The sequence below is a fragment of the Mycobacterium sp. URHB0021 genome, assembly GCF_054057895.1.
Map to the genome: position 1 here is coordinate 7,416,396 of NZ_JBSRZT010000002.1, position 13,927 is coordinate 7,430,322.

The following is a 13,927-nucleotide window of genomic DNA, read 5'->3' on the forward strand; positions in this document are numbered from 1 at the left end:
ATCGGCGGCGCCGACGGCGGCGAGCAGCGGAGCCTTCAGGTCGTCGACCGTCGGCTGGTTCTTCTGAGTCTTGCTGGCCATTTTGTGTTCCTTTCAGCGATTTTCGAGATTCCCGAGATCGTCCAGAGGTCTCGGTTCCCGGAGGGCTAATGAGCGGATGATCTGGTCTTCGTCAGTCGTCGGCTCCTCGTTTGTCGGCTGGATACCAGCGGCCTCGTTCTGTTGGCAAAACGACGTGTAGATGTCGAGCAGCACTTGCTTCTGCCGCTCGGTGATCGCCACGTCGGTGACGATGGCGTCGCGGACCTCGCTCGCCTCGCCGGGTTCGAGAATCCCGGCGCGGATGTAGAGCACTTCCGCCGAGACGCGCAACGCCTTGGCGATCTGGCTGAGCACATCAGCCGAGGGTTTACGCAGCCCCCGCTCGATCTGGCTGAGGTAGGGATTGCTGACGCCTGCCTTTTCCGCCAACTGCCGCACCGACACCTGCGCAGCTTCGCGCTGACTGCGAATGAAGGTGCCGATGTCCTGGGCGGCGTTCGAAACGACCGCGGCAAGATTTTCATCCTGCGACATCGTGCTCAGCCCCCTCGTTGCGTCGGGTATCCGATTGGTGACAACACAACCGTACGACGGGGTGCTAACTTTTGCAAGCACTAGTTAGCGCAGGTCAGAAGATCAGCTGCGCGACCGAATAGATCACAAGCCCCGCGAGGGCGCCCACCACAGTGCCGTTGATCCGGATGAATTGCAGGTCACGGCCCACATGCAATTCGATGCGTCGGCTGGCCTCGTCGGCGTCCCACCGCTCGATGGTGTCGGTGATGATCGTTGTGATTTCCGCCCCATATTGCTCGACCAGGTGCTGGGCCGCCCGGACGATCCAGCTGTCGACCTTGTCGCGCAGTTCGGCGTCGTCGCGCAGGGACTCGCCGATGTGCACCGCGGAGTCGGCGATGCGGGTGCGCAGCGCCGACGACGGGTCGTCGATGGACTCGAGGAAAATCCGCTTCGCGGTGTTCCAGGCCGTCTCCGCCGCCCTGGCCACCTCCTCGCGCGCCATGATCTGCTTCTTGACGTTCTCGGCCTTGCCGATCGTCGACTCATCGTGCTGCAGATCGTCGGCGAACTCGAAAAGGAAGCGGGTGGCCGAGCGCCGCAACTCGTGCTCGGGATTACGGCGCACCTTGTCGGTGAAGTCCATCAGCTCGCGATGGATGCGCTCGCCCACCAGATGGTCGACCCAGCGCGGCGACCAGGTGGGCGAATCACGCTCGACGACACGCTCGATGATGTCGCCGGAATTCAACGACCACTGGAACGCTCGATCGGCGAGCAATTGCAGCAGCGCCTCCTGCCTGCCCTCCTCGAGCAACGTTGCCAGCACCCGCCCGATGGGTGGCCCCCACTGCGGTTCGGCGACCCGCTTGACGATCATCCGATCCAGCACGGCCTGGACGTCCTCGTCGCGCAGCATCTCGACCAGCACCCGCAGCACGGTGGCGGCCTCACCGGCCACCCGCTCGGAGTGTGCCGGCTCCGAGAGCCACTTGCCGAGCCGGCCCGCCACCTGCGCGTCGCGCAGCTTGGTCTCCACCACCTCGGCCGACATGAAGTTTTCCCGCACGAAGCTGCCGAGACCCTCGCCCAGCTGGTCTTTCTTGCGTTTGATGATCGCGGTATGGGGGATCGGGATGCCCAGCGGATGCTTGAACAGTGCGGTGACCGCGAACCAGTCGGCCAGTGCGCCGACCATGCCGGCCTCCGCCGCCGCACGCACATAGCCGACCCATGCGGCCGCGCCGTCGGCCTGCGCCCAGGTGCACAACAGGAAGACGACAGTGGCGCCGAGCAGGAAGCTCAGGGCCACGACTTTCATCCGTCGCAACGCCCGGAGTCGCTCCGCGTCGGCGGCGGAATCGGCACCCGCCAGGGACTCAGCGAAGCTGGTCCGGGTAGCCGGCGTTGATGGCGTCATGACGCCTTTGCCGACGTTCGGTCTGTGTGCCACTTCTCCATCATCCGCTAAGTCGCCGAGGTGGGTCCGCTACAGCGGGCCCCCGACCGACTTCGGCCGTACTATCAAGAAGAACTAGGGAACGGATCACGGCGATAGTGGCACAGCAGACCCCACCCGTAGCGGTCAAGACCGATGGACGCAAGCGGCGCTGGCACCAACACAAGGTGGAGCGCCGCAATGAGCTGGTAGACGGCACACTCGAGGCCATCCGCCGGCGCGGCAGCAACGTCAGCATGGACGAGATCGCCGCCGAGATCGGAGTGTCGAAGACGGTTCTGTACCGGTACTTCGTCGACAAGAACGATCTGACGACCGCGGTGATGATGCGGTTCGCACAGACCACCTTGATCCCCAACATGGCCGCGGCCCTTTCGTCGAACCTCGACGGTTTCGACCTGACCCGCGAGATCATCCGGGTATATGTCGAAACCGTGGCCTCCGAACCCGAGCCCTACCAGTTCGTCATGGTCAATAACTCGGCCAGCAAGAGCAAGGCGGTCGCGAATTCGGAGCAGATCATCGCCCGGATGCTCGCGGTGATGCTGCGCCGCCGCATGGTCGAGGCCGGCATGGTCACCGGCGGTGTCGAACCCTGGGCTTACCACACCGTCGGCGGTGTCCAGTTGGCCACTCACTCGTGGATGCAGCACCGGCGGATGAGCTCCGATGAGCTGATCGACTACCTCACGATGCTGTCGTGGAACGCGTTGTGCGGAATCGTGGAAGTCGGCGGATCGCTGGAAAAGTTCCGCCAAGGCCCACATCCGTCGCCGGTCTTACCGCCATTGTTGGCTGATGACTAAAGCAGAAGACCTGCCCAAACTCTGGACGCGCCAACCGCACGACTACCTGGTGTTCCGCAAGGGCGACAAGGTGGCGAACATCGACACCAGCGCCACCCCGGGATTCAAGGGTAAGAAGGCCGACGCCGCCGGGCTGCAGACCGAGCGTAACGAGCGGTTCGCGGCGCTGCAGGAGATGCTCTACGCGAACAGCCAAGCGGCGGGCGACAGTCGCTCGCTACTCCTGGTGCTGCAGGGTATGGATACCGCGGGTAAGGGCGGCATCGTCAAACACGTTGTGGGAGCGGCTAATCCGCAGGGCATTCACTACACCGCGTTTGGCGTGCCGACGGAGGAGGAGCGCAAGCACAACTACCTGTGGCGGATTCGCCGGGCGCTGCCGCCGGCAGGCGACATCGGCGTATTCGACCGCTCGCACTACGAGGACGTGCTGGTGGTGCGCGTGCACGATCTCGTCCCGCCCGAGGTGTGGGAAAAGCGCTACGACGAGATCAACAGCTTCGAGCAGAAGCTCGTCGAGACCGGCACGACGATCATCAAGGTGGCGATGTTCGTCTCCCTCGACGAGCAGAAGAAGCGGCTGTCCGAGCGGCTCGAGCGACCGGACAAGTTCTGGAAGTACAACCCGGCAGACGTGGACGAACGACTGAAGTGGCCGGCATACCAGGAGGCCTATCAGGCCATGCTGGAGCGGACCTCGACCGAATACGCGCCCTGGCACGTCGTGCCGTGCGATCGCAAGTGGTACAGCAGGCTGGCCATCCTCGAGCTGCTGATCGAAGCGCTCGAAGGTCTCGACTTGAGTTGGCCTCCAGCCGATTTCGATGTCGAGGCGGAGAAGAAGCGGCTCGCCGAGGCTTAGCGCCGCTCGCACCGTGCCGAGAGTGCGGCATATGACAGATTCCGGCCGATTCGCGTCACATCCCGTACTGTCGGGAACCTGTCGGCGGTGCTGCGCGCCTTATCCCCGTGGACGATCTCATTGTCGGCAGCGAGGCGCTCGCGGCGGGACTTGTCACCCGCCAGACCCTGCGCACCAAATACGTCAAACTCCATTACAACGTTTATGCGCGCGCCGGTCTCCAGCTCGACGCCGCCGACAGGGCGAGGGCGGCGTGGTTGTGGTCGAGCCGCAGGGCGACGCTGGTCGGAAGCTCGGCGGCAGCCATGCATGGCACGCGGTGGCTGCCGATCGATGCTCCGGCCGAGCTTGCATATGGCCGGCGGCCGGCGCCGCCGGCAATTCTGGTCCACCGCGGCACCATCGCAGACGACGAGATCTGCCTGAGACAGAGCATCTTCTGCACGACCCCGGCGAGAACCGCCTACGACATCGGCCGCCGCGTGCCAGGCGATACGGCCATCATCCGGATCGACGCACTTCTCAACGCCACGAGGTGCTCGGTCGATGAGATCGAACGCATCGCCGACCGCCACGCCGGTGCTCGCGGGATGCGTGCGCTACGCAAGGCTCTGGATCTCGCCGACGGCGGCGCGGAATCTCCGAAGGAGACCGAACTTCGACTTCTCATCGTGCGCGACGGACTGCCTCGGCCGGTCACTCAAGTCCCGGTCGGCAGGCGTCGCGTCGATATGGGGTGGCCGCAATGGAAAGTCGGCGTGGAGTACGACGGCGAACACCATTTCGTCAACCCTGATGACTACGCCAACGACATCGAGCGGCTGGAATACCTTGCAGCACAGGGCTGGACGATAATTCGGGTCAGCGCACGGCAGCTCCGCTACGACCGTCGCGGCATTCTGGGGCGAATCCGGCGAGCCCTGCCTCAGTACGTGTAGAAGCCCTGGCCGGATACGATACGTGCCATGCCCGCCGATCCCGCGGCCACCGAGGCTGGGACTGATATTGGCGCCGGCCTGACGGCCGGCTTCCCCGCGCTGCCCCACCAACAGGTCAACGTGTCGAACTGGCAGCAACCACGTAATGTGCGTTGGGCCTTCCGGCACATGCGTGAAATCATCCCGACGCAACTGATCTCGGCCGGAATCGGCAGTCCATGTCCGCTGCCGGCGACGGGAATCGAGTTTGGCAATCCGGTCGTCCTGCGGGTTGACGGAAGCTCGTCGACGGTCGAGGAGATCTTCGCCGGTACATTCACCGATGCCGTGATGGTGGTGCGCGATGGCGCTGTGGTTGACGAGCGCTACTTCGAGGAAATGACCGAAACGACCAGGCATCTGCTGATGTCGGTGTCCAAGTCCATTGTCGGATGTGTAGCTGGAGTCCTGGTGGCACAGGGACGCCTCGACCCGCAGGCGGCCGTGACCGCATACGTTCCCGAGGTAGCCGGCTCGGGATACCGGGGGGCGAGCGTGCGTGATGTCCTTGACATGCGCACCGGCGTGGCGTTCCGGGAAACATACACCGCCCGCGATTCCGAGGTTCGGAGCATGGAGCGGTCGATGGGTTGGGCCTCGGCGCTGGTTGACGACCCTCGGGGGGCCTATGCCTACCTGGCAACCATCCGGTCCGATGGACCACACAGCGGTGCGTTCACCTACCGGTCGGCCGACACCGACATGCTGGGTTGGGTGTGTGAACGTGCCGCCGGCGAGCGGATGGCCGATCTGATCTCGACGCTGATCTGGCAGCCGATGGGCGCAGAATTCGACGCCGAGATCACATGCGATCCGGTTGGGACCGCGGTTCACGACGGGGGCATCTCGGCGACGCTTCGCGACCTCGCACGGCTCGGTCAAATGATTCTCAACGACGGACTCGTCGACGGGAGACAGGTGGCACCCGCGGGATGGCTGGCCGATGCCTTCGACCCACCACCGGGCGTGCGGGAGGCGTTCGCCCACACCGAAAACGAGGCGATGTTGCCCGGCGGCTGGTACCGCAACCAGTTCTGGTTTTTTCGTACCGAGGCGGGTCCGATCCTGCTGTGCCTGGGGATTCACGGGCAGCTGGTATTCGTCGACCGAGCCTCCCGCACCGTGATCGTCAAGCTGTCATCCTGGCCAGATGCTCAGAACCCCGACTATCTGGCAAACACCGTGCGGGCGTGCTGCGCCATCACCGCCAAGATGGCGGCCTGAATCGCGGTCGGCCCTGTGCTCAGTGCATGTGCGCCGCATCTTCGTCGGCAAGGTGGTCGGCCGTGCCGGTGTGGCAGGTCCCACGCTCGCCCTTCGGCGTGGGGGCGACATCGATCGACGGGTTCTGGTCAAAGAATCCGGACGGCTTCAACCAGAACGAAATCGTGTCGACCGGCATGATCGGCCACTCCTCGACACGAGGGATGTGGTGGATGCCAAAGACGTACCAGAGCACGACGTCGACGTTTTCAAGCGGTGCGTCGTCCTTGATCCATTCCGTCAGACCGGTGTCAACGGTGGATTGCGTCGGATACTTGCCGCACGGCCAGCGCTGGTCGTCGTCGTGCCGTGTGATCCACAGAGTGTGGCCGATCACGGGCGCCCGAAGATATTGCGGCGTAGACGGATCCATCAGCGCAGGCAACGCGGCGCCGGGAACCAGTTTGTAGGCGACCGGGGTACCGTGCCGGTTCAGCTTGTCCGGGTTCACCACCTTCCAGCCGCGCTGGGTGTTCCAGTCGTAGTCGCGCGCGCCAGTCCTCTCGGAGGTGATCGGGGTGGACGTGGTGACCACTGCGAGCCCGTAGGGGTTTTCGTCGGATACCGGGGGTGCGACCGAGTCGACTTCGACGACAGTATTCGCCGAACCGTCGACGTCCAGGTCGAGGCGAGCGACGAGGAAGTGCTGGTGGATCGGTGCGTAGGTGCGGTTGTCGACGACGGTGCCATAGGGCGGCGCGGCCTCACCCTCGGCAAAGGGGGTGGTGACCATGATGCCGGTCGCGCGGACCTCGCACTCGATGTTGCCGTCCTGGTAGAAGCGCCAGTAGATGAGGTACTCGTAGTTCGCGACGGTCACGTGGCAGGAGATCACCATGCGACGCTGGCGGCGTACCTCGGCACCGGTTACCAAATCGACGTGCTTCCACAGCACGGCGTTGTCCTCTTCGTGTAGACAGATCGCGTCCTTTATCTCGTACGGTGCGCCCATGGAGTCGTGCAGCACCGCGTCGAGGTAACGGATCTCGCCGAGGCAATCGCAGCCGAGCTCTAGCGAGGTGGTCATGAAGCCGAGCCCCCACTCGCCGATGTCGTAGGCGGTCCTGCGGTAGTGCTCAAACGTGGGGTCACGGTAGGGCACCACCATCTCGGCGAATGACATGCGGTAGGCGATGTCGCGCCGTACCCCGTGATCGTCATAAGCGACCTGATAGATCACCGGGCCCTCGCGATAGTTGAAACCGAGGCGCAGCGACCAATTCTGCCAACGCAATTCGGTGCCATCCAGCGTGAAGGACGCGCCCTCCGGCTGGGTGATGTGCAGCGGCTTCAGATCGGTGCGCTGCCCACCGTTCCACGCTCCGGGCACGTATTCGCCAGCCACAGCCGGCATTCCGATGTCGTATTCGTCCTCGATCTCGAGGAGTTCGCGCGTGTTCATGTCCACAAGGACTTTCAGGCCCGGAACCGGATGGGCGTACGGGTTCCCGTCCGGGGTCTCGCGGATCCACAAGTCACACCAGCCCAGCCGTCGGTCACGGTACTTCTCGGGCATCAGCACTTTGCCGTAGGTCCAGACATCGACGATGAGAAGGCGTGTGTCGGTGATGCCGCGCTCGCGCAGTTTGGCGATGAGGTCCGGGTGCTCGCGAAGCGCGTCGTTGATCTCGTGGAACTCGTCGACGGTGAAGTTCGGCGTGACGTCGGGAATATGCTTGATCGAAAGAAGGGCATCGTCGGTCAGATCGACCGTTGCTTCATATGTCTTGTTGTCCAAACGGTTCCAGACCACCGCGAACGAGTGCCGCGGCATCGCGTCTCCGGCACGCCAGGCCAACACCTTCTGCTTAGGCGGTTCCAACAGCTCGATCGCCGCGAAACGGAAGGTGTCAGTGACGTGCCCATCGCGGCGCAGTATGTCGGCTGTTCGTTTGAACTCGTCCGCACTCAGTGGCTCCAGCGGGTGCGATGCCATCACCGGCCGCCCTTCCAAACCCCCGGCCCGACGGCCGACATGGGTGACCCGCTTGGGGTCGAGCCCGGGCCTCCCGCCGAGCGTGGACGACCGTTACTGATGGAGGGCACCATACCCTGCCGAAGCAGCGCTGAACGGCGCAAACAGGATATTTCCGGCGTACGCATCAGTCGGGCCGTTCATTCGGGCCGATCTCACCGAACACGTCCCCGGGACCCGGATTGTCCGGATGGGTACGACCACCGAAATGCCGCTGGATACCCCAGACCGCCTTCAACGCGGTCTGCACCGCGCCCTCCGCCCTCGAATTGCTGTGAGCGCAACCGGCCACCCATGTGGGAGGCCTCGTACACACGGGCCGCAGGCCCAGTTTCATCAGTTCGTATGCCGTGACCATGCCGGACATCCCGGCCCCCACGATCGCGACCTCCTCGCCGACACGCTCCTCGGGGATCGAACCGAGTCCGGCCAGGTGGGTGATCCAGTCGTCGAAGGGAAATGGAAAGTCGGGGCCGTTCGTTGCAGCACAGTCGAATTGGAGGCCAGGCGAACGCGCCGGGCGCGAGCTACTTGACGTAGGCGAGTGGGGTCAAGGCGGGGGGATTCGGCAGCAGCTCTGATCGGTAATTGTTGCGGATGCCCTCGATGTAGTGCTGACAGCGCGGTGTGAGGCCGTCCGCCGTCTGCATCCGTCCCTTGGTGACCAGGATGCCCAAATCGGCCCCACAGAACCGAAAATCTCCAGGGCCGTAGACCCGCAGGAAGAACGCCTCGTCCTCGCCGGTGATTTCGTGCCAGTCGTTGCTCACCCGTGCGAACTCGAGTTCGCCGTCCTCGCTGAGATGCCATGTGCCTGTCCGAGGTGCGGCAAGAAGCCGCTCGACCGACTCCACGGTGGTCTCCTTCATGATCAACTGCGACCAGACGTCAACGGCGGCAAGGTCACGCCAGCGGTCGTTGATCTCTTCGACGTTTACCGTGTAATCCACGTCCATGAATTCCAAGAGATGGAACAAGAACAGCGGTACGTCTGCGTAGGCGCCCGCGGTCACGTTCGTCATCGACGACGCGCCGGAAATGCGCGGATTGATTTCGCCGAGGTATACCTCGTCGGTGTCGAGGTCGATTAACACGTCGACCTCGAGGAACCCTAGATAGCCTTCTTGCGCGAGCCGATCACCCATCTTGCGCACGTGGCTGATCGCGGCGGCGCGGTGACTGTCTGAAAGCGCTTCGGGGAAAAGGTCGTTTCCACACCAGCCGCCCTTATACGGGGTCAGTTCGGGATAGCCCGTCAGATCGGTCATGAAGGGTCCGACAACGGTGCCATGCCGGGTGATGCAGGCCTCCACCGCCGCGGCCTTGTTGTTGATCCGCTTCATCACCTTCAGTTCTTGTCCCCTCATGTCCTCGGCGTTGACGTCCCAATCCGCCTCTGACTTGACGAAGAAGGTGGTCTTGCCCGAATCACCGTAGGGTGTCTGGACCACAAGATCGCCGCCCAGCTTGGCCGAGTCGGCTAGCGCCTGCAGCTCGGCGTGAGTATCGGCCCTGCCGATCACATTTGGCACAGAAGGGGCGCCTGCCTCGTTGCCCAGTTGGGTGGTGACGATCTTCGAATCAAGCCGCCGCCGTAGCGCGTCGGGCGGCAGAATCAGCTTGTAGCCCTGTTCACGGCAGATCTCCTCGGTTTCCTCGTCGAAGAAGACCATCGCCACCATCGGCGTGCCACCACGGCGTTCCAGGTAAGCGCGCACTTCCGCGTCGCGCAGCAGATAGTTGTTGATGTGCTCGCTTGACTCGAATTCGACGTACGGCTTGTTCTTCGGACTGAACACCCGCGGATGCGCGCCGTCCCATGAGTCGTAGTAAGCGACGTACTGGAAATTGCGCACCCAGCGGTCGATGCCGAGCAAATTGAACGCTGTCGGGCCCATGAAGTAGACCGGCTGCATATTGGTGCGGAAAAACGTTCGTATCTCGGCGATCCCATTCAGCGAGCCGCCACTACCGAACAGCCGCGACAAGGTTCGTTTAGGCGTGCGCTTCGGAGGGGTTGCCGACTTCCGGCGACGGGTGGTGTGGGTCTTTTGTTCGGCCATTATCGCCTCCTGCGGCTTCGACCTCCCCGGCGTCGTCGCGGCGCACGTCGAGCGTGAGTCGAGCGTAGGCCAAAGCCTGCGGACCTTCAGTCAAATGGTGCGAAACCCACGTGCATACCTCATTTTCCCGATCGATCGGACTTGCCGTGGCGACTCCGGCCCGCGATAACGCCCGGTTGCCTCGGGTTCTCTCCGGCGGACGGCCGGCCCGCGAGCGCCCCCGCAATCGCATCGAACGCGCGCAGCGTGTCTTGCAGGTAACCGGGATTTTGCGGATCTGGCCAGCTCGACAATTTCACGCACACCGTGCGCGTGCGGCGGGTCACGTGGACCAGTTGACCGTAGATGCCTTGGCACAGCAGCACGTCACCGTACGGTCCTGGGCGGAACCAGAATTGATTGCGATACCACCCCCCGGGCAGTGACACCTCGGCGGGAGAGCGGATGAATACGGACCGCGCATCGGCATCGACCGCCCACGCGTCGCGCAACCACCGCGATCCGATCACCGTTCGCGTGCCGTCGCGCCCGTCTGGTACCGAGCCGCCGTCAAGCAGCATCTGACCGAACCGCGCTAGATCCCTCGCGGTAGCGCACATGCCTCCGTCGTGCACCGCAGTGCCCAGCCCGTCGCAAAGGATCTCGGCATCGAACTCTGCGCCGAGCGGCTGCCAGATCAGCGTCGCCATCAACTCAGCCATCGGCTTGCCAGCCGCTCGTTCACAAACCCAGCCCAACACGTCGGTTTCCGCAGAACGGTATAGGAAGCGTTGGCCATGCGGCGCCTCGACCGACAGCCCGATGAGATACCGATACATACCCCACGGCGATGCCTGGTCCGACGGCGGCGCCTGGCTGAGCCACCGCGCCAGCACCCTCACCTCGGCGTCCGGGTCAAGGTAATCCTCGCGGAATCGCACGCCGCTGCGCATGTCGAGCACATGCCGCACCGTCGCGCCGGCATAGCCGCTGACTGCCAGCTCTGGAACATATTCGGTGACCAGCACGTCGGTATCCAGCAGGTTGCGCTCGACCAATGCGGCCGCGACACATCCGACCACCGCCTTCGTTATCGACATCACGGCATGCGTTCGGTCGGGGGCCCCCTCAGGGGCGTACCACTCGGCCACCAGTGCGCCGTCCTGCAACACGACGTAGGCGTCGGTGTAGGTGTTGGTCATCACTTGCCCAGCCGTCACCGCTGATCCGTCCACACTCGTCAGCGTGACGTCGGTGGCAACGATGGGGGTATTTGCCTGGATCAACTCTCGGGACGGCCCGCTTTGGCGCGGAATCAGCAGTGTCGGCAGGATCTCCCGGACGTGCCAATACGCCCAGCGACTAAACTGCGGCAACTGCCAGTTCTCGGCGGTCACCTGAACTCCGCCAGCCGACCCACCGCCGCCAACAGTCGACATAAGACCCGATCGTAGGCTCCGGCTCGCGGTGGTGTAGCGACCGACCACTTCGGGTCGATCAGGTTAGAACGTCGCCTCGATCGCCCCGGCATCGTGGCGCGAGTCCGCCGAGCGCTCGCTCAATATGTATAGAAGCCCCGGCCCGATTTCTTCCCCAGCTGGCCGGCCTCCACCATCCGCAGCAGCAGCGGCGGCGGCGCGTAGTTCGGGTCCTTCAGCTCGTCATACATCGAGTCGGCGATCAGCTTCATCGTGTCGAGACCGATCAGATCGGACAACCGCAGCGGGCCCATCGGGTGCGACAGCCCGGCGACGACCGCCGCGTCGACGTCCTCGACCGTCGCGAAGCCCGCCTCGACCATCCTGATCGCGGCCAGCAGGTACGGCACCAGCAGAGCGTTGACGATGAAGCCGGACCTGTCCCCGCAGCGCACCACCTGCTTGCCCAGCACGGTGCTTGCGAAGTTCTCCACCCGCGCGGCCGCCGCATCGCAGGTGACGAGCGTGCTGACGAGCTCGACGAGCGGCAGCACCGGCACCGGGTTGAAGAAGTGCAGACCGAGGACGCGGCCCGGATTTTTCGTCGCCGCAGCGATTTTCATGATCGGGATGCTGGACGTGTTCGACGCGAGCACCGCATCGGGATCGGCGATCAGCTCGTCGAGTTCGGCGAAGATCTTGGCCTTGACGGTCTCGTCCTCGACGACCGCCTCCATCACCAGCTGGCGGTCGGACAGGTCGGCCAGCTTCGTGGTCACGGTCAGCTTGGCGAGCGCCGCGTCGCGATCGGACTCGGTCAGCTTGCCCCTGTGGACGCCGCGCTCCAGGGACTTGGTGATGCGGTCACGGCCGGCCGTGGCCAGATCGTCGGTGGGCTCGAAGACGACCACGTCCACCCCGGCGCGCAGCGACACCTCGGCGATCCCCGAGCCCATCTGCCCCGCGCCGATGACTCCTACCCGTTCGATTGCATTGCTCAAGATTTCTACTCCGTCCAGATAGCGACAAGCCCCGCCCAACATTCGTGGGCGGGGCCTGCGCTGTCAATTTCCTCGTGGGCCACGCATGGTCAGTGGAACTGGCCCTCTTCGGTCGAACCCGTCAGCGCGGTCGTCGACGACGTCGGGTCCACCGTGGTGGCGATCCGGTCGAAGTAGCCGGCGCCGACCTCGCGCTGGTGCTTCGTCGCGGTGTAACCGCGCTCCTCGGCGGCGAACTCGCGCTCCTGCAGCTCGACGTACGCGCTCATCTGGTTGCGGGCGTAGCCGTAGGCCAGATCGAACATCGAGTAGTTCAGCGCGTGGAAGCCGGCCAGCGTGATGAACTGGAACTTGAAGCCCATCGACGCGAGCTCCTTCTGGAACTTCGCGATGGTCGCATCGTCGAGGTGCTGCTTCCAGTTGAACGACGGCGAGCAGTTGTAGGCCAGCATCTGGTCGGGGAACTCACTCTTCACGCCCTCGGCGAACTGCTTGGCCAGGTCGAGGTCCGGGGTGCCGGTCTCCATCCAGATCAGATCCGAGTAGGGCGCGTAGGCCTTGGCGCGGGCGATGCACGGCTCGAGGCCGTTGCGGACCCGGTAGAAGCCTTCCTTGGTCCGCTCGCCGGTGATGAACGGTTGGTCGCGCTCGTCGACGTCGGAGGTGATCAGCGTGGCCGCCTCGGCGTCGGTGCGGGCGATCACGACCGTCGGCACGTCCGCGACGTCGGAGGCCAGGCGGGCCGAGGTCAGCGTGCGGATGTGCTGCTGGGTCGGGATCAGCACCTTGCCGCCGAGGTGGCCGCACTTCTTCTCCGAGGCCAGCTGGTCTTCCCAGTGCGAGCCCGCGACGCCCGCGGCGATCATCGCCTTTTGCAGCTCGTAGACATTCAGCGCGCCACCGAAGCCGGCCTCACCGTCGGCCACGATCGGCACCAGCCAGTTCTCCACCGACCGGTCGCCCTCGACCTTCGCGATCTCGTCGGCGCGCAGCAGCGCGTTGTTGATGCGACGGATAACCTGCGGCACCGAGTTGGCCGGGTACAGGCTCTGGTCGGGGTAGGTGTGACCGGACAGGTTCGCATCGCCTGCGACCTGCCAGCCAGACAGGTAGATGGCCTTCAGGCCGGCGCGCACCTGCTGCACGGCTTGATTGCCGGTGAGCGCACCGAGCGAATTCACCCACTCCATGTCGTGGAGCTGCTCCCACAGCACCTCGGCGCCGCGGCGGGCCAGCGTCGACTCCTCGACAACAGATCCCTGCAGGGCCACCACATCGGCAGCGGTGTAGCTGCGCTCGGTGCCGTTCCACCGCGGATTGGTGTCCCAGTCGTGCTGGATCTGTTCGGGCGACTTCGGCGTGCCAACGGTTGACATTGGTGCTCCTTCGGATTGCAAGTCGCTGGGGCGCCGGTTCCCGGACGGGTTGTTAACGCCTTAGCGGCTTCACTTACTGTGCTAATGCGAGCATGCACCAACTCATATCCGCAGGTCCACTGGTTCTAACTGCAAATTTTCGCCAACGGCCATCGGCTAATTGCGAAGGTTGCGAAGGCTTCAACCAGCT

Annotated in this window: 12 protein-coding genes and 1 pseudogene; 4 read left to right on the plus strand and 9 right to left on the minus strand. The window is 64.2% G+C overall.

Annotated elements, in window-relative coordinates; translation table 11 throughout:
- Positions 1 to 93: 93 nt before the first annotated feature.
- Together ACVWWN_RS38470 and ACVWWN_RS38475 are read right to left on the minus strand one after the other, a co-directional pair.
- Positions 94 to 576, minus strand: coding sequence for a helix-turn-helix domain-containing protein (locus tag ACVWWN_RS38470; RefSeq protein ID WP_457148552.1), 483 nt, complete (start codon positions 574 to 576; stop codon positions 94 to 96).
- A gap of 94 nt (positions 577 to 670) precedes the next feature.
- Positions 671 to 1,978: a DUF445 domain-containing protein gene (locus ACVWWN_RS38475; protein WP_457149440.1), complete on the minus strand. Its 1,308-nt coding sequence runs from the start codon at positions 1,976 to 1,978 to the stop codon at positions 671 to 673.
- Positions 1,979 to 2,115: 137 nt separating this feature from the next.
- Here ACVWWN_RS38475 and ACVWWN_RS38480 point away from each other — a divergent pair, with 137 nt between their 5' ends.
- From ACVWWN_RS38480 to ACVWWN_RS38495, 4 genes are all read left to right on the plus strand, one after another.
- Positions 2,116 to 2,823 carry a TetR/AcrR family transcriptional regulator gene (locus ACVWWN_RS38480; protein ID WP_457148553.1) on the plus strand — a complete coding sequence of 236 codons (708 nt, stop codon included), beginning with the start codon at positions 2,116 to 2,118 and terminating at the stop codon, positions 2,821 to 2,823.
- Entirely contained in the window at positions 2,816 to 3,685 is an 870-nt protein-coding gene (locus ACVWWN_RS38485; RefSeq protein WP_457148554.1) for a polyphosphate kinase 2 family protein, read from the plus strand. The genes ACVWWN_RS38480 and ACVWWN_RS38485 overlap by 8 nt, the downstream gene beginning before the upstream one ends.
- Positions 3,686 to 3,792: 107 nt before the next feature.
- Entirely contained in the window at positions 3,793 to 4,623 is an 831-nt protein-coding gene (locus ACVWWN_RS38490) for an endonuclease domain-containing protein (protein ID WP_457148555.1), read from the plus strand.
- A 27-nt stretch (positions 4,624 to 4,650) separates the two neighbouring features.
- Complete coding sequence (locus tag ACVWWN_RS38495) at positions 4,651 to 5,886, plus strand: serine hydrolase domain-containing protein (RefSeq protein ID WP_457148556.1); 1,236 nt, start codon at positions 4,651 to 4,653, stop codon at positions 5,884 to 5,886.
- 19 nt (positions 5,887 to 5,905) lie between these two features.
- On the opposite strand, the gene ACVWWN_RS38500 is transcribed toward ACVWWN_RS38495, so the two are convergent.
- From ACVWWN_RS38500 to aceA, 7 genes and pseudogenes are all read right to left on the minus strand, one after another.
- Positions 5,906 to 7,861, minus strand: a complete 1,956-nt coding sequence (locus ACVWWN_RS38500) for a primary-amine oxidase (RefSeq protein WP_457148557.1) — start codon at positions 7,859 to 7,861, stop codon at positions 5,906 to 5,908.
- A 166-nt stretch (positions 7,862 to 8,027) separates the two neighbouring features.
- Positions 8,028 to 8,150, minus strand: a complete 123-nt coding sequence (locus tag ACVWWN_RS38505; protein WP_457148558.1) for a hypothetical protein — start codon at positions 8,148 to 8,150, stop codon at positions 8,028 to 8,030.
- Positions 8,110 to 8,375: pseudogene (locus tag ACVWWN_RS38510) on the minus strand (NAD(P)-binding protein); the annotation flags it as partial. The pseudogene ACVWWN_RS38510 and the gene ACVWWN_RS38505, both read right to left, overlap by 41 nt.
- A gap of 52 nt (positions 8,376 to 8,427) precedes the next feature.
- The gene (locus ACVWWN_RS38515; RefSeq protein WP_457149441.1) at positions 8,428 to 9,816 is read right to left on the minus strand and encodes a biotin carboxylase; all 1,389 of its coding nucleotides are present in this window, start codon (positions 9,814 to 9,816) and stop codon (positions 8,428 to 8,430) included.
- Between the two features lie 266 nt (positions 9,817 to 10,082).
- Positions 10,083 to 11,381 (minus strand): serine hydrolase domain-containing protein, encoded by a 1,299-nt coding sequence (locus ACVWWN_RS38520; protein WP_457148559.1) that lies wholly within the window; start codon positions 11,379 to 11,381, stop codon positions 10,083 to 10,085.
- Between the two features lie 119 nt (positions 11,382 to 11,500).
- Positions 11,501 to 12,361, minus strand: coding sequence for a 3-hydroxybutyryl-CoA dehydrogenase (locus tag ACVWWN_RS38525; protein WP_457148560.1), 861 nt, complete (start codon positions 12,359 to 12,361; stop codon positions 11,501 to 11,503).
- Positions 12,362 to 12,450: 89 nt separating this feature from the next.
- On the minus strand, positions 12,451 to 13,737 hold the full coding sequence (gene aceA, locus ACVWWN_RS38530) for an isocitrate lyase (protein WP_457148561.1): 1,287 nt from the start codon (positions 13,735 to 13,737) through the stop codon (positions 12,451 to 12,453).
- Positions 13,738 to 13,927: the final 190 nt, after the last annotated feature.

What these genes read in the sequence shown, in the direction of transcription:
- ACVWWN_RS38470 (WP_457148552.1), bottom strand. Translation starts at nt 576, where the DNA reads ATGTCGCAGGATGAAAATCTTGCCGCGGTCGTTTCGAACGCCGCCCAG.
- ACVWWN_RS38475 (WP_457149440.1), bottom strand. Translation starts at nt 1,978, where the DNA reads ATGACGCCATCAACGCCGGCTACCCGGACCAGCTTCGCTGAGTCCCTG.
- ACVWWN_RS38485 (WP_457148554.1), top strand. Translation starts at nt 2,816, where the DNA reads ATGACTAAAGCAGAAGACCTGCCCAAACTCTGGACGCGCCAACCGCAC.
- ACVWWN_RS38495 (WP_457148556.1), top strand. Translation starts at nt 4,651, where the DNA reads ATGCCCGCCGATCCCGCGGCCACCGAGGCTGGGACTGATATTGGCGCC.
- ACVWWN_RS38500 (WP_457148557.1), bottom strand. Translation starts at nt 7,861, where the DNA reads ATGGCATCGCACCCGCTGGAGCCACTGAGTGCGGACGAGTTCAAACGA.
- ACVWWN_RS38515 (WP_457149441.1), bottom strand. Translation starts at nt 9,816, where the DNA reads ATGCAGCCGGTCTACTTCATGGGCCCGACAGCGTTCAATTTGCTCGGC.
- ACVWWN_RS38520 (WP_457148559.1), bottom strand. Translation starts at nt 11,381, where the DNA reads ATGTCGACTGTTGGCGGCGGTGGGTCGGCTGGCGGAGTTCAGGTGACC.
- aceA (WP_457148561.1), bottom strand. Translation starts at nt 13,737, where the DNA reads ATGTCAACCGTTGGCACGCCGAAGTCGCCCGAACAGATCCAGCACGAC.